Source organism: Sphingomonas sp. ABOLG (assembly GCF_003950435.1).
In the GTDB taxonomy this organism is placed as follows: Bacteria; Pseudomonadota; Alphaproteobacteria; order Sphingomonadales; family Sphingomonadaceae; genus Sphingomonas; species Sphingomonas panaciterrae.
Genome location: NZ_QQWW01000006.1, coordinates 144,113 through 162,822, shown reverse-complemented (window position 1 = coordinate 162,822; position 18,710 = coordinate 144,113). Strand labels below are relative to the sequence as shown.

The following is an 18,710-nucleotide window of genomic DNA, read 5'->3' as shown; positions in this document are numbered from 1 at the left end:
CCAGCAATATTACATTCATTTTGCTGCGATAGCGTCAAGGTGTCCGGCCAGCGAGCGACCGCTCCCTTAGAGGGAGGAGGAGCGCAAGCGGACCGGAAGCAGGAGGAGCCTCTGCCAACAGGAGGTTCCATGATGTTTCTGAAGTATCTGCCTGCCGCGCTCCTCGCGGTCGCCGCTCTTCCCGCTCAGGCCCAGGAAGAGCCTCCCAAGCCCATCACCGTCAGTGGCAGCGTCGCCCTTGTCTCCGACTATCGCTATCGCGGCGTGTCGCAGACCGACAAGGAGATGGCGATCCAGGGCGGGATCACCGTCAGCCACGAAAGCGGCGTTTATGCCGGCGTCTGGGCATCCAACCTCGCCGGCTGGGGCACGTTTGGCGGTTCCAACATGGAACTCGACCTCATCGGCGGCTTTGCCACCGAAGTGTCGCCGGGTGTCAACCTCGACGTCGGCCTCACCTGGTACATGTACCCCGGCGGCGCCAACAAGACCGACTTTGCCGAACCTTATGTGAAGGTCTCGGGCACGCTCGGCCCCGTTACCCTCCTCACCGGTATCGCCTATGCGCCCCAGCAGCAGGCGCTCGGCCGCTGGTATTTCTCCGGCGCCGATGCGGCCGCGGGGATCTACAACGATCCGGGCGACAAGGAGGACAATCTCTACCTCTGGGTCGACGGCTCGGTCGGCATCCCCTCGACGCCGCTCACCGCCAAGGCGCATATCGGCTTTTCCGACGGCAACCGCGGCCTCGGCCCCAATGGCACCAGCATCGCGCCGACCGGCAAATATCTCGACTATATGATCGGGCTGGACTTTGCGGTCCCCAACACGCCGCTCACGCTGGGCGTCGCGTTCGTCGACACCAACCTGAAGAAGCGCGAGATCGCGTATCTCCAGCCCAATTTCTCCTCCACCAAGAACGGCAGCCGGATCGATTCGGATCAGGTGGTCTTCTCGGTCGCTGCGGCGTTCTGATCCGCCCTGAACTTGTGCTTTAGCGGCGGGCGGGGGGTTTGCTTCCCCTCGCCCGTCCCCACATAAGGGCGCGAACCATCAATCGGGAGCAGCCCTTGGCTACGCTGGGAATGAGTGCCGCGGAAAAGGAAGCCGTCCAGGCGTTCCGCACGGATGTGGTCGAGCCGTCGATGACGAAGCTCGTCATTATCGATTTCTGGGCCGAATGGTGCGGCCCGTGCAAGGCGCTGACCCCGGTCCTGGAAAAGGTCGCCGCCGCATACGCCGACAAGGGTGTCGTGCTGGCCAAGGTCGATACCGACAAGAACCAGTTCATCGCCTCGCAATTCCAGATCCGCTCGATCCCGACCGTCTATGCGATGTTCCAGGGTCAGCTGGTCGCCGACCTGACCAGCGCACGCACCGAATCGGCGCTCCGCACGATGCTCGACCAGCTCCTGCGCCAGCTCCCGATCCAAGGCGAGGCGCAGTCGCAGGAGGCGGAGCTGGAGCCGCTGATCGCGATGGGCGAACAGGTACTGACCGAGGGCGATGCCGAACGCGCGCTGTCGATCTTCGACCAGCTCGTCGAAATGGCGCCCGAGCATCCCGCCGTCCTGTCCGGCCGCATCCGCGCGCTGGTCGCCGTCGGCGCGCATGACGAGGCGCAGGCGATGCTCGATACGCTGCCGGAGGAGGTCGCCAAGCGCCCCGACATCGAACGCGCCCGTGCCGCTTTGGCGCTCGCTCAATCGGCTCCTGTCGTCGATGACCTCGCCCCGCTTGAGGCCGCCGTCGCCGCCAACCCGGACGATCATCAGGCGCGCTTCGACCTCGCCAATGCGCAGATGGCGGCGGGCAACCGCGATGCCGCCGCCGACAACCTCCTCGCCATCATCGCCAGCGAGCGTGACTGGAACGAGGGCGCGGCGCGGCAGCAGCTGCTGAAACTGTTCGAGGTCGTCGGGCTGGAGGATCCGTGGGTGTCGGCGCAGCGCCGCCGGCTGTCCGCCATCCTGTTCGGATGACCCGGCTCTCCATCTTCCCCCTGCCGGGCGCCCTCCTCTTCCCGGGCATGCACCTGCCGCTGCACATTTTCGAGCCGCGCTACCGCGCGATGATCTCGGACGCGATGGCCCGCGACCGGCGGATCGGCATGGTCCAGCCGCGGATGATGGAGGCGGGCGCTGGCGACAAGCCGGCGCTCTACGACATCGGCTGCGTCGGGCGGATCGCCGATATCGAGATGCTGGACGATGGCCGCTCCAACTTGGTGCTTGAGGGCGTCGCCCTGTTCCGCATCGAGCGCGAGCTCGATGTCGCCACCCTGTTCCGTCAGGTCGAGGCGACGCTGCTGCCCGAGCCCGAGCCCGAGACGCTGTCCTTGGGCGAACGCTCCGCGCTGGAACTGGAGGCACGCCGTTTCGCCGATCATCAGGGCTATGCCGTCGACTGGGAAGCGGTCGCCCGGCTCGACGACCAGAGCCTCGTCAACGGGATTGCGCAGATCGCCCCCTTCGACGTCGCCGCCAAGCAGGCGCTGCTCGAGGCGGACGGCATCAAGATACGCGCCGACCTGATCGTGCAGCTCATGCAATTCTTCGGCCGCCACGACGGCGATGACCGGGTGACGCTGCAATGACCGGAGACAAGCCGGCAGCGACGATCGATCCCTGGCTGCTCGAACGGCTGGTCTGCCCCGTCACGCGCACCCCGCTGGTGCTGGACGCGGCGGCTGGCGAGCTTGTCTCCGCCGCCGCGGGCCTCGCCTATCGGATTCGCGATGGCGTACCTGTTCTGCTGGTCGAGGAAGCCCGCCCGATCGCGCCGACCACAACCGACTGATCGGCCCAGCCGGCCGGACGTTCAGGCGCAAAAAAGGTCGCCGGCGCGACTGGCACCGGCGCCCTTTGCATGACCGCAGGCGAGCAGCGCGCCCGATCGCGCGCGCTCGCCCCGGCGGATCAGTTCAGCACCACCGTCACCGCACGGCGGTTCTGTGCCCAGCTCTCCTCGTCCGAGCCAAGCGCCAGCGGACGCTCCTTGCCATAGCTGATCGTGGTGATGCGGCTCGGCGACACGCCGCGCGCGACGAGGTAGTTCTTCGCCGCATTGGCGCGGCGATCGCCCAGCGCGAGGTTGTATTCGCGCGTGCCGCGCTCGTCGGCATGGCCCTCGATCGTCACGCGCACGTTCGGGTAACGCTGCAGCCACACGACCTGGCTGTCGAGGATGCCGCGCGCGGTACCGTCGATGTCATATTGGTCCAGCCCGAAATTGACCGTGTCGCTGGTGACGGAGCGCTTGAAATCCTCGGCCGAACCCGGCGTCACTACGCCATCCACCGGCCCCGTCTGGCCGGTCTGGCCCGTCGTCGGCGCCTCGCCCGGCGCCGGCGGCAGCACTTCCGGCCGCTTCTTGGAACAGGCCGCAGTGGTCACCAATGCCGTCGCGAGCAGGATGGTGGTCGTTAGTCTGGCCATTCTCTTTTCTCCCATTTTCTGCCCCGTTGCCCCCCAGGTAACAGTATCCAGTAACAACTTTATGGCCGAAGCGGACCCCATGACGGGTCCGACCCGTCGAGCGGGGTCGGCACGCGGCGTTCGTTGACGCCCGTCAGGTCGACCGACCACAGGTCCGCCTTGCCGCTGCGTCCCTGCGCGGAGCGGTAGAACATCAGCACCCGGCCGTTGGGGGCCCAGCTCGGCCCCTCGTCATGCCAGCCGTTGGTCAGGATCTTCTCGCCCCCGCCATTGGCGTTCATGATGCCGATGCGGAATCCGCCAGACATGCGCGTGAAGGCGATCATGTCGCCGCGCGGGCTCCATGCCGGCGTACCATAGCGCCCACCGCCGAAGCTGATGCGCTGCTGGTTCGAACCATCGGCGTTCATCACATACAATTGCTGGCCGCCGGACCGGTCGCTCTCGAACACGATCTTGCTGCCGTCGGGCGAATAGCTGCCGCCGGTGTCGATGCCCGGCGAATTGGTCAGCCGCTGCGGCGTGCCGCCGGCGGCGGGCACACGATAAAGGTCGGTGTTGCCGCCCGTCGCCATCGAGAACAGGATCCAGCGCCCATCGGGCGAGAAGCGCGGCGCGAAGGTCGTCGCGACATTCTGCACCACCAGCCGCTGCCGCCCGCTGCCGATCTCATAGACATAGATGCCCGGCACACGCCCGACATAGCTCATGTACACGATCGACTGCTGATTGGGCGAGAAGCGCGGCGTCAGCACGATCGACTGGCCGTTGGTCAGGAAACGGTGGTTGGCGCCATCCTGGTCCATGATCGACAGCCGCTTGATGCGCTTGTCCTTGGGCCCGGTCTCCGACACGTACACGACGCGGCTGTCGAAATACGGCCCCTCGCCGGTCAGGCGGGTATAGACCATGTCGGCGCATTTGTGCGCCGCGCGCCGCCAGTCGGACGGCGGCACGACGAAGCCCTGGCGCATCAGCTCGGTCTGCGCCGACACGTCGTACAGATAGCAGCCGACCGTCAGCGTCCCGTCGCCATTGGCGCGGATATAGCCCTGCACCAGCGCCTGCGCGCCCGTCCCGCCCCAGTAACTGAACGCCGGGCTCTGCACCTCGGGGAACATGACCGCGCGCAGCTGTGCCGGCGGCAACGGCGAGAACAGCCCCGAATTGCGCAGATCGTTGGTGACGATCTCGGCCAGCTGCCGTCCCAGCGCGTCGGTCGATCCCGCCGGCGTCTGCACCACCGTGGCGGGCGGCATGTACGGGATTGCGATCGGCATCGGCGCGGAAATGCCGCCCGTCACGTCGACCTCCAGCGGGCCGCCCGTGGTCTGCGCCGGCGCCGCCGCAGTCGCTGGTGCGGGCACGTTGAGCGGCGTCGGCGGCACGTCCTGCGCCGAGGCGGTCGTCGCCAGCAGCGTCATGAACAGCGCCATCGCGCCGGCGCGCATCCGGCGGGAAGGCGCATCGGCGCGCGCGGGTGCCGGCGAACGCCCAAGCGGCCCGTGACGGTCAAAATCGTGATCGGTCATCACCGCAGCTTCCATTTGAAGTTGATGTTGTTCCAGCCGCCATTGGGCGTGTCGTAATATTCCGGTGGCAGCTTCAACGGTGAACAGCCCTTGAACGCGGCAATGCCCAGGTCCTTCACGCGCTGCGCATAACGCTCGTTCTGCGGCGTGACCCCGGTCTGACGCACCATCGTCGGCGTCGCCGCCAGCGTGCCATTCTCATTGAGCATGAGGTTCAGGGTCGTGACGATCTCGTTCGCGCCGGGGCCTGGGTCGACCTGGCGATCGGCGCACGGCTGGATCTGTCGCGCGATCGCCTGGACGATGGAGGCGAGCGCCGCGCCGTCGATCTTCGCCGCGCGCGGCGTCTGGCTGCGGCTGGTCGACTTCTCGGTGCTCAGCCCCTTCAGGAAATCGTCGCCCAGCCGGCCGCCCTTGGGCCGCGCAGCCTTGGATCCGCTGTCCGATCCCGATCCGCGCGCCTTGGCTGCCGCTGCCGCCTTGGCCTTGGCATCCGCCGCCGCCTTTGCGTCCGCCGCTGCCTTGGCCTTGGCGTCCGCCGCGGCTTTCGCCTTCGCATCGGCCGCTGCCTTCGCCTTGGCCGCTGCTTCCTTGGCCGCTGCCTCCGCGGCAGCCGCCTTCTTCGCCGCCTCGCGCTCGGCCGCCGGATTCGCCTTGGGCTTGGGCGCAGGCTTGGGCTTCTCAACCGGCTTAGGGGCCGGCTGCGGCTTGGGCGGCGCGGGCTTTGGCTTGGGCTCCGCCTTCGGTGCGGCCTTGGGCGCAGGCGCGGGGGGCGCCGGCTTGGGCGCAGGTTGGGGCGGCGCGGGTGCGGGCGCCGGCGCGGGTTCGGGCTCCGCCGGGGCGGGCGGCGCGGCATCGTCCGGCTCGCCCGTCTCGGGCGCGACCGACTGTGCCGGCTCCTCCACCGCTTGCGGCGCCGTTGCCTCCAGCCCGACGTCCTTGACCAGGCTCACCTCGATCGGCTGCTGCTTCAGTTTTTCGGGATTGGGCGTCGCCAGGAAGCCGACCGACAGCAACCCGAACAGGATCAGATGTCCTGCCAGCGCAAGTCCCAGCCCGATGCGTTCCGACCGGTCCATCCGGGTCATTCGTCCCCGATCGTCACCAGCGCGACGCGGTTCAGCCCGGCGCGGTTCAGCTCGCCCATCACGCGCATCACCTGCCCGTAATCCAGCGCACGGTCGGCACGCAGATATACTTGCGGCGGATCACCCTCGCCGGATTCGGCGGCAATCGCGTCCAGCCGCGCGGGCAGCGCGTCGGCCGCTATTTCGTCCTTGGCGATGAAGATCCGGCCATCGGCGTCGAGCGAGATTTCGGTCGGCTCCTTGTCCTGGTCCAGCGGCTTGGCGCGGCTGTCGGGCAGGTTCACCGGCACGCCCGCGGTCAGCAGCGGCGCAGTGACCATGAAGATGATCAGCAGCACCAGCATCACGTCGACCAGCGGCGTGACGTTGATCTCCGCCATCGGTGCGCGGCGCCCGCCGGATCGCTGCGAGGGTAGCTGCATCGCCATGGCTCAGCCCTCCTGCACGGCGTGATCGATCGACGGCATCATGCTCACCGCTCGCGATCGAGCTGGCGCGACAGCGTCGCGTGGAAGCCGTCGGCAAAGCGGTTCAGCCGTGCCTCGATCCGGTTGATGCTGTGGCTGAAGCGATTGTAGGCGATCACCGCCGGAATGGCCGCGAAAAGCCCGATCGCGGTCGCGAACAGCGCCTCGGCGATGCCAGGCGCGACGACGGCGAGGCTCGTATTCTGCTGGCTGGCGATGCTGGTGAAGCTGCGCATGATGCCCCACACCGTGCCGAACAGGCCGACGAACGGCGCGACCGAGCCGACCGTCGCCAGCACGTTCAGCCGGTCCGACAGATTGTCGATATCGTTGGCGACCGCCGCGCCCATGGTGGTCGCCAGCCGCTCGCGCGTGCCGCCGCGATCGATCACCGATCCCTGCGTCGATCGCCGCCATTCGGCGACGCCGGCGGCAAAGACGCGGGCGCTCGGCAGATCCTCTTCGGCGCGCGTCTTGTAGAAGGCGTCGACATCGTCCGCCTTCCAGAAATCGCGCTCGAACTTCTCGGTCGCCTTCCGCGTCCGGCCCAGCTTGCGCCAGAAGGAAAAGATGATCGCCCAGGTCCAGATGCTGGCAGCGAGCAGGCCGAACATCACGCCCTTCACCACGAAATCGGCCTGCAGGAACAGGGCGATGGGCGACAGGGTAGCAGCGTCGGTATTGAAGAACGGGTTCAAGGCCTCAAGTCCCCCTTGTCGGCAAGTGCGCCGAAACGTTCGATCCAGTCACGCGGTTGCCGCCGGGGTCGCCCCGACGGTGCCACCAGCGCCGCGACGACATCCGCGTCGGCCAGCACAAGCGCGTCGCGCATGACTCGTTGATGAATGGAAACGCTGGCCGCGCGCACCTCGGTTACTCGCGTGACGACGACCAGTGCATCGTCCAGCCGTGCCGGCGCGCGATAGCGGATCGCCAGGCTGGTGACGGCATAGGCACCCTCGCCCGCTTCATGCACCGCGCGCTGGTCGATCCCGGCCAGCCGCAGCATGTCCGATCGCCCGCGTTCCATGAAGCGCAGGTAATTGGCGTGGTACACGATGCCCGACAGGTCCGTGTCTTCGAAATAGACGCGGATCGGCAGGCGATGTTCGACCCCGACGAAGCGGCCTTCAACAGGCTGATCGATGCGGCCGGTCTCCATTACCGGCCTGTTAACCGAAGCGGATCGTCGCGAACAGTCCCGTGGCGGGTGGTCAGTCCTGAAGAACCGCCGGATCGACCTCGATCCGCGGCGCACGCGTGCCGACCGCCACCGGGGCCGCCGCCGCACGGGTCGCCACGGCCGGCAACGCCGCTGTCGTGCGGGCTGCGCTGGCCGGTGCAGGCGCTGCCGGTGTCGCCGCGCGCACCGCCACTGCCGGCGTCACCACCGCCGGGGCCGTCGCCAGCGCAGGAACCGCGCTGATGCTCGTCCCCGACACCGCCACCGGCGCCGGGCGCGCGGCAATCGCCGCCGCGGGCGCCGCGGTGGCGGCAACCGCGCCGACAACCGGCGCTGGCGCGGGTGCAGACGTCTGCGCCGCCAGCGCGATCACTGGGCGCGGTGCCAGCATTTCGGCGAACGGCGCATCCAGCGTCGGCAGCACCGCGGCGGCAAAGGCCTGCAGCTCGTTGGGCCCCAGCCGCTCCGCCTCGGTCAGCGTCGCTGCCGCCGCGGTGCAGAACGGGTCACGCGCCGGCGCCTGGGAGAAGAAATTGTACAGCCGCGTCATCGCGTCGTCATAGCGGTCCTGCCAGTCGCCACCCATTGCGCGATACTGGCTCTCCAGCGCGGTTTCCGCTGTGGCCAGCGCCGCCTTCTGGTTGGTCAGCAGCGTGCGATAGCCCTCCACGATCTGGTTCCCCTGCGCCCCCCGGCACGCCAGCGCCGCGACGTTCAGTGCGACCCGCATGTGCCACACGGTCGCCGCGGGAGAGAGGCCGCGGTTGATCGGCGTGATCGCCGGCGTGACATAGACCGGCACCGGGGCGGACGCTGGTGGCGGGGTGGCAACGGCCACTTCCTTGGTGCGCGTGGCGCAGGCGGCCAGCGCCGCAATGGCGGCCGTGGCAACGATGGCTTGTGTAACGCGTGACATGGCGGCTCCGTTCTCCCCCGGATTCCCGTTGCCACGGGTCTGCGCCCGGAAGGTAAACGCGGAGTAAAGGATGCGATGAGCCGCCACCTCGCGCCGCGCGTCAGTCGAACACGGTCTTCAGGTTCATGAATTCGTGCAGGCCATAGGCACCCAGTTCGCGGCCGTGGCCCGATTTCTTGATCCCCCCGAACGGCGCCTCGGGGGTGGAGGCGAGCATCTTGTTCACCGCCATCATTCCCGAGGCAATGTCGCGGGTGAAGCGCTCCTGCTCGGCCGGGTCGCTGGTCCACACCGACGCGCCAAGGCCGAAGGGCACGTCATTGGCCAGCGCGATCGCGGCGTTGATGTCCTCGGCGCGGAACAGCATCGCAACGGGCCCGAACAATTCTTCCTGCGCGGCGGGATGATCGATCGGCACATCGACCAGGATGCCCGCCGACATGAAGGCGCCCTTCCCCGGCAGCGGCTCGCCGCCCAGCAGCAGCCGACCGCCCGCCGCCTCGATCTGCGCCAGCTGGTCGATCACCGTCTGGCGCTGCTCCTCGCTCGACAGCGGCCCCATGTCGGTCGCCGCATCCATTGGGTCGCCGGCGACCACCGCCTTCATGCCCGCCGAGAAGCGCTCGAGGAACGCGTCATACACATCGGCGTGGACGATCATCCGCTTGGCACAGATGCACGACTGGCCGGTATTCTGGGTGCGCGCCGTCACCGCCGCCTTCGCCGCCGCGTCGAGGTCGGCCGACGGCATGACGATGAACGGATCCGATCCGCCCAGTTCCAGCACCACCTTCTTCAGCGCGGCGCCCGCCGCCTCGGCGACCTTCGCGCCGGCGCCCTCGCTGCCGGTTAGCGTCACTGCCGCGATCCGGTCATCGGCGATCAGCGCGCCGACTTTGCCGCTCCTGATCGCCACATTCTGGAACAGTCCGGCCGGCGCCCCGGCAGCGATCACCGTTTCCTCGATCGCGGCGGCGACGCCTTGGCACAGCGAGGCATGTTTCAGCAGCCCGACATTCCCCGCCAGGATCGTCGGCGCCAGCCAGCGGACCACCTGCCAGTATGGAAAATTCCACGGCATCACCGCCAGCACCGCGCCGATCGGCAGGTAATGGCTCGTCGCCTTGCCGCCCGGCACGTCGACCGTGCGGGGTGCCAGCATCCCCGGCCCGTTCTGCGCATAATAGCGGAACGCCGCCGCGCATTTCTCCACCTCGGCGATGGCGGATTTCAGCGTCTTGCCCATCTCCTGCGTCGCAAGTTCGCCCAGCCTGCGCTTGTCCGCCTCGAACGCCTCGGCGATCCGCGCCAGCAGGTCGGTGCGCGTTTTCAGGTCGGTGGTGCGCCATTCCGCCCAGAAGGCATGCGCGCGGGCGACGTGCATTTCCACCTCCGCGTCGGTGTGTTCGGGATGGGTGGCGCCGGGCGCGCCGGTGGCGGGATTGATGCTCTGGAACATGCCGCCTGAAACGATCGCGCGCACGCCCGTATCCTCCGCCATTCCCCCTATTGCCTCGTCCTGTCGCACCGGCCGCCCCGCGGCGCCGCGCCTGCTTGACCCCTCGCCCGCGCCTGTCCCATAGCACCGCCATGGACACGCCCGTCGACAGCCTGACGTTCGAGGCCGCGCTCAAAGAGCTCGAAGCGATCGTAGCGCGCCTTGAATCCGGCGATACGCCGCTTGCGGATGCAATCGCCTTGTACGAACGCGGCAATCAGCTGCGGGCGCGCTGTGCCGAACGGCTCGATGCCGCGCAGGCCCGGATCGAGGCGATCCGGCTTGACGCCGAGGGCCGCGCCACGACGACACCCTTCACCGCCGGATGACCCTCACCCCGACGCTTTCGGCGGCACTGGCCGATACCGCGCGCGACATCGACGCGCGCTTCGATGCGTTGCTGGCGGTGCCGGACGATCCCCGCGCCGACCTCTATCGCGCGATGCGCCACGCCGCGATCGATGGTGGCAAGCGGCTGCGCCCGCTGCTGGTCGTCGCCACCGCGCGGCTGTTCAACTGCGACATGGACTGTGCCGGGCGCGTCGCGCTCGCGCTGGAGGCGATCCATGTCTATTCGCTGATCCACGACGATCTGCCGGCGATGGACAATGACGACATGCGTCGCGGCCGTCCCACCGTGCACAAGCAGTTTGACGAGGCGACCGCGATCCTCGCCGGCGACTGCCTCCACGCGCTGGCGTTCGAGGTGCTGGCCGATCCCGCCACCCATCCCGATCCCTTCGTCCGCGCCGAACTGGTGCTCGATCTGTCGCGCGCCGCCGGCCCCGCCGGCATGGCCGGTGGCCAGATGATGGATCTGGAGGCGGAACGCGCCAGCTTCGACCTTGCCACCGTCACCCGGCTGCAGGCGATGAAGACCGGCGCGCTGATTCTCGCCGCGGTGGAGGCAGGGGCGATCCTCGGCCGCATCCCGCCCGAGGGGCGCACACATTTGCGCGGCTATGCCCGCGATATCGGACTTGCCTTCCAGATCGTCGACGACCTGCTCGACGTGGAGGGGGATGAAGCGCTGGCCGGAAAGAAGCTGCGCAAGGATGACGGGGCGGGCAAGGAAACCTTTGTCTCGCTCCTCGGGGTGGATGCGGCACGGGAGCGGTGCCGGATGCTGGTGGATCAGGCGATTGCGCACCTGCGCAGCTACGGCCCCGAGGCCGACCTGCTCCGCGACATCGCGCGCTTCGTGCTTTCAAGGGATCATTGAGCATGGCGAGAATCGGTGTTTACCCGGGGACGTTCGACCCGATCACGCTGGGCCACATGGACATCATCCGGCGCGGCGCGAAGCTGGTCGACCGGCTGGTCATCGGCGTCACGACCAATCCGTCGAAAAGCCCGATGTTCTCGCTTGAGGAGCGGATGGCGCAGGTGGAGCGCGAATGCGCCGGGCTCGACGCCGACATCCGCGTCGTCAGTTTCGATCTGCTGCTGATGGATTTCGCCGAGCGCGAAGGCGCCAGCATGATCGTGCGCGGGCTGCGCGCAGTGGCCGATTTCGAATATGAATATCAGATGGCCGGGATGAACCAGCAGTTGAATGACCGGATCGAAACGGTCTTCCTGATGGCCGATGTGGCGTTGCAGCCGATCGCCAGCCGGCTGGTCAAGGAAATCGCCCGTTTCAACGGCGACATCAGCAAGTTCGTGAGCCCCGCCGTGCGCGACGAAGTCGTTGCACGTGTGGAACAGACCGGGCGGCGCGGCGGACAATAGGTTTCCGGCAACGGCGCACCCCGGTTCAGATTGGCGCAAGCCGCGATCTAGTTTAGGGCGCTGCTGACACGATCGGGTTGGGATGACGATGCGCTTTGTTGGATTGATTGCGATGCTGGCCGCCACGCTGCTCGCCGGCCCGGCCATGGCCCAGAGCAAGGCGATGGAGGAAGCGGCCAAGGCAGGACAGGCGACGAAGCAGCGCTATACCCCGCCGCCCACCACCGATCTCGAAAACACCTGGCTGCTCGACCTGTCGAGCGGCGGGCGCGTGTCGATCTGGCTGCGCCCCGACGTCGCGCCCGACATGGTGCGCCGGATCAAGAACCTGACGCGCCGCAAATTCTACGACGGCCTGACCTTCCACCGCGTCATCGACGGCTTCATGGCGCAGGGCGGCGATCCGCAGGGCGACGGCACCGGCGGCTCGGACCTCCCCGACGTGAAGGCGGAGTTCAATTACCTGCCGCACGTGCGCGGCGCGGTCGCGGCGGCACGCGCGCAGGATGAAAACAGCGCCAACAGTCAGTTCTACATCATGCTGATGCCGCGGCTCAGCCTCGACGGGAAATACACCGTGTTCGGCCGCGTGCTTGAGGGCATGCAATATGTCGACGCGATCGAAAAGGGCGAGCCGCCGGCCAACCCGACGCGCATCCTCCACGCCTATATCGCCGCCGATAACCCTCCGCCCTTTCGCGCCGAGGCGGCCCCCGCGCCGGTGACGCAGGAGGCGCCGGTGACGCTGCCCGGAACAAAGCCAGCGGCGCCTGCACGGAACTCGCGCCCGCGTCGATAGTCTCTTCCTCGTTCACTGCGCCAGCGGACGGGGGAAGATGACGTGAATCAGGCGGCGGCCTGGCTACCTTATTGCGGCATCGCGCCGCTTCCTGACACGCTGATCGGGCGCTGGAACGGCGATCCGATCCTGCTCGCGGCGCTGCTGCTTGCGGCGCTCGCCTTCTACCGGCGCCCCGGCGCCAGCGCGTCGCAGCGACAGGCCTTCGCCGCCGCGCTGGCCCTGTGCCTCCTCCTTTTCGTCTCCCCGCTCTGCGCGCTCACCTCCGCGCTCTTTGCCGCGCGCACCGTCCATCATGTGCTGCTGACCGCGCTGGTCGCGCCGCTGCTCGCGATCGCGCTTGCCTCCACCGTCCGCCCGCCGCGCGGCGGGCTCGCGCTATGGACCGTCGCGCACACGCTCGCCTTCTGGGTCTGGCATGCGCCGCCCGCTTATGCCTGGGCGCTGTCGAGCAACGCCGCTTACTGGCTGATGCAGGCGAGCCTGCTCGTCACCGCCTGGGGCATGTGGGCGCATATCCGCACCGCCCCCATGCCGATGGGCATTGCCGCCCTGCTGGCGATGATGGTGCAGATGGGGCTGCTCGGCGCGCTGCTCGTGTTCAACAGCGGCGCGCTCTACGCCCCGCATTATCTCACCACCCAGGCGTGGGGCTTCTCCCCGCTGGAGGATCAGCAGCTCGCCGGCCTCATCATGTGGGCGCCCGCCGCCGGCCTCTACCTCGGCGGCGCGCTGTGGCTGCTCGCGCGCTGGTTCGTCGCGGAGGAGCGTGAGGTGGCACCGCGATGATCCGCCAGCTGCGCGAATGGGCCCGCGGCCACACCGAACGCGGCCGTTATTCCCCGGTCGGCATCGCCTTCCACTGGATCATGGCCTTCCTGATCCTGTTCCAGCTCGGCTGGGGCTGGTCGATGAGCCGGCTGCCGGTGGGCGAGGACAAGCTTGCCGCCTATCAGGTGCACAGCGCCGCCGGGCTCGCCGTGATCCTGCTGGCGCTGGCGCGCTTCGCCTGGCGCCTCGCCGTCCCCGGCCCGATCAACGACGCCGACAAGCAGGGCTGGCAGACGACCGTCTCGGTCGTCATCCACTATATCTTCTACGCCACCTTCTTCCTCTTGCCGATCAGCGGCTGGGTGATGTGGTCGGCGATCGCGGAGCCCGGTCCGCTCTATCTCGCCGGTGTCGTCCCCTGGCCGCCCTTCCCGCTCGGCGACATGCCGCTGACCTTGCGCTGGCAGATCATGGACGTGGCGGAGGACGTTCACCTCGCGGTGGTGTTCGCGCTGTTCCTCGTCATTCCGCTCCACGTGGGCGCGGCGCTGAAGCATCATTTCTGGGATCGTCACGATGTGCTGAGCGGGATGCTGCCGGAGATCCCGGACGAGGAAGACCCCCAGGGAGACCGGACGCATAAGCACCGAGACCGGCAACCTCGCCCGGCGTGAGCTTGCGGCTGATCTCCAGCATAACATTGCCCGGATCGTTGCGCCGCTCGCTCTTCTGCCACGCGATCAGCTGCTCCGACAGATAGCCCGCCGGCTGCCCGCCCAGCGCCGGATTGCCCGCACCCACGCCTTCGCCCGCCGCACCGTGACACACCGCGCATGGCTGAAGGCCGCGCGCCGCATCGCCGCGCTGGTACAGCAGCGCCGCCGGCCCGGTGTTCGCGCTGGCCCCCGCCGCACCCGCCGCAGCCGCCGCAGCCGCCGCCGGCTGATAGGGCATGGCGGCATAATAAGCCGACACCGTCTGCCGGTCGGCCGGGGTCAGCCGCTTGGCGATCCACTCCATCTCGGCATTCTTGCGCCGCCCGCTGGCATAGGCCTCCAGCTGCGCGGTCAGATAGCCGAGGTCCAGCCCCGCCAGCCGCGGCGCGCCCGCGCCATTGCCGCGCCCATCGACGCCGTGACACACCAGGCACGCGCTCGCCGCACCGGCATCGCCGCCGCTCAGCGCCACCAATTGCCCGGTCTCGACGAAGCGGTCGGCCGCCGTCCGGTCCGCCGTCCCGCACGCCGCCAGCAACAGAAACGCAAGGCCGGCGAGCGGCCGTCGCCGGGAGGGTGCAGCCGTAATCATCGCTTCCTCGGAACCTCCGCCGATCCGATCGGTTCCGAAACGACCGGCACCGGTTCGTGCCGGGCCATGAAGGGGGATCATTGCCGACGCTTCGCGCCCTGTTGCCGCTGCTTGCGCTTGCGCTGCCCGTCGGCGCCTGCAAGCCGCCACCTGACGAGCGCCAGCATATGCCACAGGCCGATCCCGCCGCCGGCCTCGCCGCGATCCGCCGCGTCGGCTGCGGATCCTGTCATTCGATCCCCGGGCTCAGCTGGCCGAAGGGCGAACTGGGCCCCGCGCTCGACAGTTTCGGCGATCAGGGCATGATCGCCGGCCGCCTCCCCAACCGCCCCGACGTGCTGGCGCATTTCGTGCGCCGCGCACCCGAACTCGTCCCGGGAACCACCATGCCGGCCATGCCGCTCAGCGAGAAGGAAGCGCGCGATGTCGCCGCCTACCTCTACACCCTCCGCTCCCGGTAACGCCGGCCCCGTCGATGGTCTGGCGAACAGCCTCGCCGGCTGGCCGCCGCCCGTGCTCGATCCCGCCGGGCCGTTCGCGGGTTCGATCTCCACCCTGTCGTGGATCCTGTTCGCGATGGGCGTCGGCGTCCTGCTGGTCGTCCTCGTCGCCTTGTGGATCGCGCTGTTCGGCAAGGATCGGCTGCGTGAGCGGCTGGGCGGCAGCAAGGCGATCTGGATCGGCGGCATCGCCTTCCCCGTCGTCGTGCTCAGCGTGCTGCTGGTCCATGGCCTGACGCTCACCCGCAATCTCACCGCCCCGCCGGGCCCGGTGGCGATGAAGGCGCGAATCACAGGCGAAATGTGGTGGTGGCGCGTCGATTACCTGGGCGACAACGGCCAGCCGCAGCTGCGCGACGCCAACGAACTGCACATTCCCACCGGCCGCACCGTGCTGCTCGAACTCGAATCGAACGACGTCATCCACAGCTTCTGGGTGCCGCGCCTGTCGGGCAAGCTCGACATGATCCCCGGCCGCCGCAACGTGATGAAGATCCAGGCCGACAAGCCCGGCGTCTATGGTGGGCAATGCGCCGAATATTGCGGCGGTCCGCACGCGCTGATGGGCTTTGTCGTCGTCGCGCACGAACCGGCCGATTTCGCCCGCTGGCTCGCCGCCCGCAAGCAGCGTCTGCAACAGGCCGCCCCCGCCACGGCGACGCCCGCATCGGTCAGCCGCGGCGCGCAGCTGTTCCAGTCCACCGGCTGCGCCGCCTGCCACCGTGTCGCGGGGACGCAGGCGAACGGCCTCGCCGGCCCCGACCTTACCCATATCGGCACCCGCCAGTCGCTCGGCGCGGGCATCCTGCCGAACAATCGCGGCACGCTGATCGGCTGGATCGGCAACAGCCAGGCGATCAAGCCGGGCAACCGCATGCCGCCCTACACGATGCTGCCCGGTGAGGATCTTCAGGCATTGGCCGATTACATGCAGGCGCAGAAGTGACCTCGGAAACCGGCTTCGACACGTCGCTCTACGATCGCTTCCCGACCAAGGGGGAGCGACCGGCCGGGGAGCGCGCCGAGCTCGAACGGATCTGGTGCAAGCCCAAGGGCTGGGAGCTGCTGACCGCGGTCAACAACAATTACATCGGCTTCTATTACGTCGCGACCGCCTTCGCCTTCTTCATCCTGGCCGGCGTGCTGGCGCTGGTCATGCGGGTACAGCTTGCGCTGCCGCTGATGGGCGTGCTGCCGCAGGAAACCTACAACCAGTTCTTCACCATGCACGGCACGGTGATGATGTTCCTCTTCGCGGTGCCGGCGATGGAGGCGATGGCGGTGCTGCTGCTGCCGCAGATGCTGGCCGCGCGCGACCTGCCGTTCCCGCGCCTCTCGGCCTATGCCTTCTGGGCCTATGCCGTGGGCGGCCTGTGTTTCTTCGCCTCGCTGTTCGTCGGCCTTGCCCCCGACGGCGGCTGGTTCATGTACCCGCCCTATACCAGCACCACCTATTCGCCCGGCATCAACGCCGATTTCTGGCTGCTGGGCATCGGCTTCATCGAGATCTCCGCCATCGCCGGCGCGATCGAGATCATCGTCGGCGTGCTGCGCACCCGCGCGCCCGGCATGACGCTGGCGAAAATGCCGATCTACGCCTGGGCGATGCTGGTGTTCGGGGTGATGATCATCATCGGCTTCCCCTCGGTGATCCTGTGCACCCTGCTGCTGGAGCTGGAGCGCGCGTTCAACTGGCCGTTCTTCGATTCCACCCGCGGCGGCGATCCGTTGCTGTGGCAGCACCTGTTCTGGTTCTTCGGCCACCCGGAAGTGTACATCATCTTCCTCCCCGCCTCGGGCCTCGTCTCGATGGTGGTGGCGGCCGTCGCGCGTACCCGGCTGGTCGGGCACAATCTCGTCGTGCTGGCCTTCCTCGCCACCGGCTTCATCAGCTTCGGCGTGTGGGCGCACCACATGTTCACCACCGGCATGCCGACGCTGTCGGTCAGCTTCTTCTCCGCCGCCAGCATGGCGGTCAGCGTCCCCGCCGGCATCCAGGTCTTCTCCTGGATCGCGACCTTTGCGATCGGCCGCGCGCGCTACAACACGCCGACGCTGTTCCTGCTCGGCGGGCTCATCACCTTCGTCATCGGCGGCTTGACCGGCGTCATGGTCGCGATGGTGCCGTTCGACTGGCAGGCGCACGACAGCTATTTCATCGTCGCGCACCTCCACTACGTGCTGATCGGGGGGATGGTCTTCCCCTTCTTCGCCGCGCTTTATTACTGGACGCCGATGACCAGCCGGCGTCCGCTGTCGGAACGGCTTGGCCGATGGATTTTCTGGCTGATGTTCATCGGCATGCAGGTGACGTTCCTGCCGATGCACCTCACCGGCTTCATGGGCATGCCCCGCCGCGTCTATACCTATCTCCCCGGCCGCGACTGGGATCTCACCAACATGATCTCGACCGTCGGCGCCTTCCTGTTCGGCGCGGGCGTGCTGCTGTTCCTGATCGATTGCGCGCGCAACATGCGCTTCACCACCGATCATGACGCGGGCAACGTCTATGGCGGCGGCACATTGGAATGGCTCCCCACCGGGCTGTTCTCCACCCGCAGCATCCCGGTGATCAAGAGCCGCTATCCCTTGTGGGACGATCCGAAGCTGGCCGAGGATGTCGACGAGGGCCGCTATTTCCTCCCCGGCTCCGCGACCGGCCTGCGCGAAACGATCATCACCAGCCCGCTGCGCGCCGAGCCGCAATATGTGCAGATCCTCCCCACCCCCTCGCCCTGGCCGCTGCTGGGCGCGATCTTCACCGCCGGCTTCTTCCTGATCCTGACGGTGCAGGCCTATTTCATCTCCTTCGTCAGCGGCATCCTGGCGGTCGCCTGCATCCTGCGCTGGCTGTGGGACACCGATCGGCTGGTGCCCGAGAAGAAGGTCGATGTCGGCGCCGGCATCATGCTGCCGACCTATGCCACCGGCCCGCGCACCCACGGCTGGTGGGCGATGATCATCCTCCTGATCGTCATCGGCATGATGTTCGTCATGGCGATCTTCGGTTTCTTCTATCTCTACGGCATCCACCCGCAATTCTGGATCGCCGCGCCCGATCCCGTATGGCTGCTCCCGATCCTGCTCGGCCATGGCGGCGGCGCCGGTTTCGCGCTGCTCGCCCGCTACATGCTGGCGCGCGAGAAGACCGAATTGTGGACGCCGGGCGTCTTGCTGTGCTGCGCGGCGGCCGGGCTCGCGATCGGCTTCGGCGTCGATTGCTGGAACTGGACGGCGCACGGCCTGTGGCCCACCGCCAGCGGCCAGGGCGCGATCGTCTATGCCTTCCAGACGCTGCAGGGGCTGATCGTCGCGATCAGCGTGCTGATGGCGGGCTATATGGCGGCGCGCAACAGCCGCGCGCTGATCGTCCGCCCGCGCAACAACTCGATGGACCTCACCGTCATGTTCATGTGCTACACCGCCGCGCAGGGCAGCGTCATCGCGCTCCTCGCGCGGCTCTTCCCGGGCACGATCTGA

General features: G+C 68.1%; 21 protein-coding genes and 1 pseudogene. 13 read left to right on the top strand and 9 right to left on the bottom strand.

Annotated elements, in window-relative coordinates; all coding sequences use genetic code 11:
• The first annotated feature begins 132 nt into the window (after positions 1-132).
• The 4 genes from CA236_RS09350 to CA236_RS09335 all read left to right on the top strand — a co-directional run bounded on the left by CA236_RS09350 (position 133) and on the right by CA236_RS09335 (position 2,799).
• Entirely contained in the window at positions 133-975 is an 843-nt protein-coding gene (locus tag CA236_RS09350; RefSeq protein ID WP_125945446.1) for a TorF family putative porin, read from the top strand.
• A 110-nt stretch (positions 976-1,085) separates the two neighbouring features.
• Positions 1,086-1,982, top strand: a complete 897-nt coding sequence (locus tag CA236_RS09345) for a tetratricopeptide repeat protein (RefSeq protein ID WP_125945445.1) — start codon at positions 1,086-1,088, stop codon at positions 1,980-1,982.
• Complete coding sequence (locus CA236_RS09340; protein ID WP_125945389.1) at positions 1,979-2,596, top strand: LON peptidase substrate-binding domain-containing protein; 618 nt, start codon at positions 1,979-1,981, stop codon at positions 2,594-2,596. Before CA236_RS09345 ends, CA236_RS09340 begins: the two co-directional genes overlap by 4 nt.
• Positions 2,593-2,799, top strand: a complete 207-nt coding sequence (locus tag CA236_RS09335) for a Trm112 family protein (protein ID WP_125945388.1) — start codon at positions 2,593-2,595, stop codon at positions 2,797-2,799. The genes CA236_RS09340 and CA236_RS09335 overlap by 4 nt, the downstream gene beginning before the upstream one ends.
• Before the next feature lie 119 nt (positions 2,800-2,918).
• Here CA236_RS09335 and pal read toward each other — a convergent pair whose 3' ends face one another.
• The 8 genes from pal to CA236_RS09295 form a co-directional block, all read right to left on the bottom strand.
• The gene (gene pal / locus CA236_RS09330; RefSeq protein ID WP_046406691.1) at positions 2,919-3,437 is read right to left on the bottom strand and encodes a peptidoglycan-associated lipoprotein Pal; all 519 of its coding nucleotides are present in this window, start codon (positions 3,435-3,437) and stop codon (positions 2,919-2,921) included.
• A gap of 59 nt (positions 3,438-3,496) precedes the next feature.
• Entirely contained in the window at positions 3,497-4,861 is a 1,365-nt protein-coding gene (tolB, locus tag CA236_RS09325) for a Tol-Pal system beta propeller repeat protein TolB (RefSeq protein ID WP_241212594.1), read from the bottom strand.
• 107 nt (positions 4,862-4,968) lie between these two features.
• A complete protein-coding gene (gene tolA, locus CA236_RS09320; protein ID WP_125945443.1) occupies positions 4,969-6,048 on the bottom strand; it encodes a cell envelope integrity protein TolA in 1,080 nt (359 codons plus the stop codon).
• Positions 6,049-6,053: 5 nt separating this feature from the next.
• Positions 6,054-6,485 (bottom strand): protein TolR, encoded by a 432-nt coding sequence (gene tolR, locus CA236_RS09315; protein ID WP_125945387.1) that lies wholly within the window; start codon positions 6,483-6,485, stop codon positions 6,054-6,056.
• A gap of 44 nt (positions 6,486-6,529) precedes the next feature.
• On the bottom strand, positions 6,530-7,222 hold the full coding sequence (gene tolQ, locus CA236_RS09310; protein WP_125945386.1) for a protein TolQ: 693 nt from the start codon (positions 7,220-7,222) through the stop codon (positions 6,530-6,532).
• Positions 7,219-7,686: a tol-pal system-associated acyl-CoA thioesterase gene (ybgC, locus tag CA236_RS09305; protein ID WP_046406696.1), complete on the bottom strand. Its 468-nt coding sequence runs from the start codon at positions 7,684-7,686 to the stop codon at positions 7,219-7,221. Before ybgC ends, tolQ begins: the two co-directional genes overlap by 4 nt.
• Positions 7,687-7,738: 52 nt before the next feature.
• Positions 7,739-8,623, bottom strand: coding sequence for a hypothetical protein (locus CA236_RS09300; RefSeq protein WP_125945385.1), 885 nt, complete (start codon positions 8,621-8,623; stop codon positions 7,739-7,741).
• A gap of 100 nt (positions 8,624-8,723) precedes the next feature.
• Positions 8,724-10,082 (bottom strand): NAD-dependent succinate-semialdehyde dehydrogenase, encoded by a 1,359-nt coding sequence (locus tag CA236_RS09295; RefSeq protein WP_125945442.1) that lies wholly within the window; start codon positions 10,080-10,082, stop codon positions 8,724-8,726.
• Between the two features lie 131 nt (positions 10,083-10,213).
• Between CA236_RS09295 and CA236_RS09290 the strand changes: the two genes are divergently transcribed.
• From CA236_RS09290 to CA236_RS09265, 6 genes are all read left to right on the top strand, one after another.
• Positions 10,214-10,450 (top strand): exodeoxyribonuclease VII small subunit, encoded by a 237-nt coding sequence (locus tag CA236_RS09290; RefSeq protein ID WP_125945384.1) that lies wholly within the window; start codon positions 10,214-10,216, stop codon positions 10,448-10,450.
• Positions 10,447-11,343, top strand: coding sequence for a polyprenyl synthetase family protein (locus CA236_RS09285; protein ID WP_125945383.1), 897 nt, complete (start codon positions 10,447-10,449; stop codon positions 11,341-11,343). Before CA236_RS09290 ends, CA236_RS09285 begins: the two co-directional genes overlap by 4 nt.
• A 2-nt stretch (positions 11,344-11,345) precedes the next feature.
• Positions 11,346-11,852, top strand: a complete 507-nt coding sequence (coaD, locus tag CA236_RS09280) for a pantetheine-phosphate adenylyltransferase (RefSeq protein ID WP_046409351.1) — start codon at positions 11,346-11,348, stop codon at positions 11,850-11,852.
• Positions 11,853-11,940: 88 nt separating this feature from the next.
• The gene (locus CA236_RS09275; protein ID WP_125945441.1) at positions 11,941-12,651 is read left to right on the top strand and encodes a peptidylprolyl isomerase; all 711 of its coding nucleotides are present in this window, start codon (positions 11,941-11,943) and stop codon (positions 12,649-12,651) included.
• A gap of 42 nt (positions 12,652-12,693) precedes the next feature.
• On the top strand, positions 12,694-13,440 hold the full coding sequence (locus CA236_RS09270) for a cytochrome c oxidase assembly protein (protein ID WP_125945382.1): 747 nt from the start codon (positions 12,694-12,696) through the stop codon (positions 13,438-13,440).
• Entirely contained in the window at positions 13,437-14,096 is a 660-nt protein-coding gene (locus CA236_RS09265) for a cytochrome b (RefSeq protein ID WP_125945381.1), read from the top strand. The genes CA236_RS09270 and CA236_RS09265 overlap by 4 nt, the downstream gene beginning before the upstream one ends.
• 79 nt (positions 14,097-14,175) lie before the next feature.
• On the opposite strand, the pseudogene CA236_RS19330 reads toward CA236_RS09265, so the two are convergent.
• Positions 14,176-14,730, bottom strand: a pseudogene (locus CA236_RS19330) (c-type cytochrome); the annotation flags it as partial.
• A gap of 80 nt (positions 14,731-14,810) precedes the next feature.
• On the opposite strand from CA236_RS19330, the gene CA236_RS09255 reads away from it, so the two are divergent.
• From CA236_RS09255 to CA236_RS09245, 3 genes are read left to right on the top strand one after another with little or no spacing between them, the layout of a single operon-like run.
• Complete coding sequence (locus CA236_RS09255; RefSeq protein WP_241212590.1) at positions 14,811-15,191, top strand: c-type cytochrome; 381 nt, start codon at positions 14,811-14,813, stop codon at positions 15,189-15,191.
• On the top strand, positions 15,154-16,176 hold the full coding sequence (gene coxB / locus CA236_RS09250) for a cytochrome c oxidase subunit II (RefSeq protein WP_125945379.1): 1,023 nt from the start codon (positions 15,154-15,156) through the stop codon (positions 16,174-16,176). Before CA236_RS09255 ends, coxB begins: the two co-directional genes overlap by 38 nt.
• Positions 16,173-18,710, top strand: coding sequence for a cbb3-type cytochrome c oxidase subunit I (locus CA236_RS09245; protein WP_125945378.1), 2,538 nt, complete (start codon positions 16,173-16,175; stop codon positions 18,708-18,710). The genes coxB and CA236_RS09245 overlap by 4 nt, the downstream gene beginning before the upstream one ends.

What these genes read in the sequence shown, in the direction of transcription:
- CA236_RS09350 (WP_125945446.1), top strand. Translation starts at nt 133, where the DNA reads ATGTTTCTGAAGTATCTGCCTGCCGCGCTCCTCGCGGTCGCCGCTCTT.
- CA236_RS09345 (WP_125945445.1), top strand. Translation starts at nt 1,086, where the DNA reads ATGAGTGCCGCGGAAAAGGAAGCCGTCCAGGCGTTCCGCACGGATGTG.
- CA236_RS09340 (WP_125945389.1), top strand. Translation starts at nt 1,979, where the DNA reads ATGACCCGGCTCTCCATCTTCCCCCTGCCGGGCGCCCTCCTCTTCCCG.
- CA236_RS09335 (WP_125945388.1), top strand. Translation starts at nt 2,593, where the DNA reads ATGACCGGAGACAAGCCGGCAGCGACGATCGATCCCTGGCTGCTCGAA.
- pal (WP_046406691.1), bottom strand. Translation starts at nt 3,437, where the DNA reads ATGGCCAGACTAACGACCACCATCCTGCTCGCGACGGCATTGGTGACC.
- tolB (WP_241212594.1), bottom strand. Translation starts at nt 4,861, where the DNA reads ATGACGCTGCTGGCGACGACCGCCTCGGCGCAGGACGTGCCGCCGACG.
- tolA (WP_125945443.1), bottom strand. Translation starts at nt 6,048, where the DNA reads ATGGACCGGTCGGAACGCATCGGGCTGGGACTTGCGCTGGCAGGACAT.
- tolR (WP_125945387.1), bottom strand. Translation starts at nt 6,485, where the DNA reads ATGGCGATGCAGCTACCCTCGCAGCGATCCGGCGGGCGCCGCGCACCG.
- ybgC (WP_046406696.1), bottom strand. Translation starts at nt 7,686, where the DNA reads ATGGAGACCGGCCGCATCGATCAGCCTGTTGAAGGCCGCTTCGTCGGG.
- CA236_RS09300 (WP_125945385.1), bottom strand. Translation starts at nt 8,623, where the DNA reads ATGTCACGCGTTACACAAGCCATCGTTGCCACGGCCGCCATTGCGGCG.
- CA236_RS09295 (WP_125945442.1), bottom strand. Translation starts at nt 10,082, where the DNA reads ATGTTCCAGAGCATCAATCCCGCCACCGGCGCGCCCGGCGCCACCCAT.
- CA236_RS09290 (WP_125945384.1), top strand. Translation starts at nt 10,214, where the DNA reads ATGGACACGCCCGTCGACAGCCTGACGTTCGAGGCCGCGCTCAAAGAG.
- CA236_RS09285 (WP_125945383.1), top strand. Translation starts at nt 10,447, where the DNA reads ATGACCCTCACCCCGACGCTTTCGGCGGCACTGGCCGATACCGCGCGC.
- coaD (WP_046409351.1), top strand. Translation starts at nt 11,346, where the DNA reads ATGGCGAGAATCGGTGTTTACCCGGGGACGTTCGACCCGATCACGCTG.
- CA236_RS09275 (WP_125945441.1), top strand. Translation starts at nt 11,941, where the DNA reads ATGCGCTTTGTTGGATTGATTGCGATGCTGGCCGCCACGCTGCTCGCC.
- CA236_RS09265 (WP_125945381.1), top strand. Translation starts at nt 13,437, where the DNA reads ATGATCCGCCAGCTGCGCGAATGGGCCCGCGGCCACACCGAACGCGGC.
- coxB (WP_125945379.1), top strand. Translation starts at nt 15,154, where the DNA reads ATGTCGCCGCCTACCTCTACACCCTCCGCTCCCGGTAACGCCGGCCCC.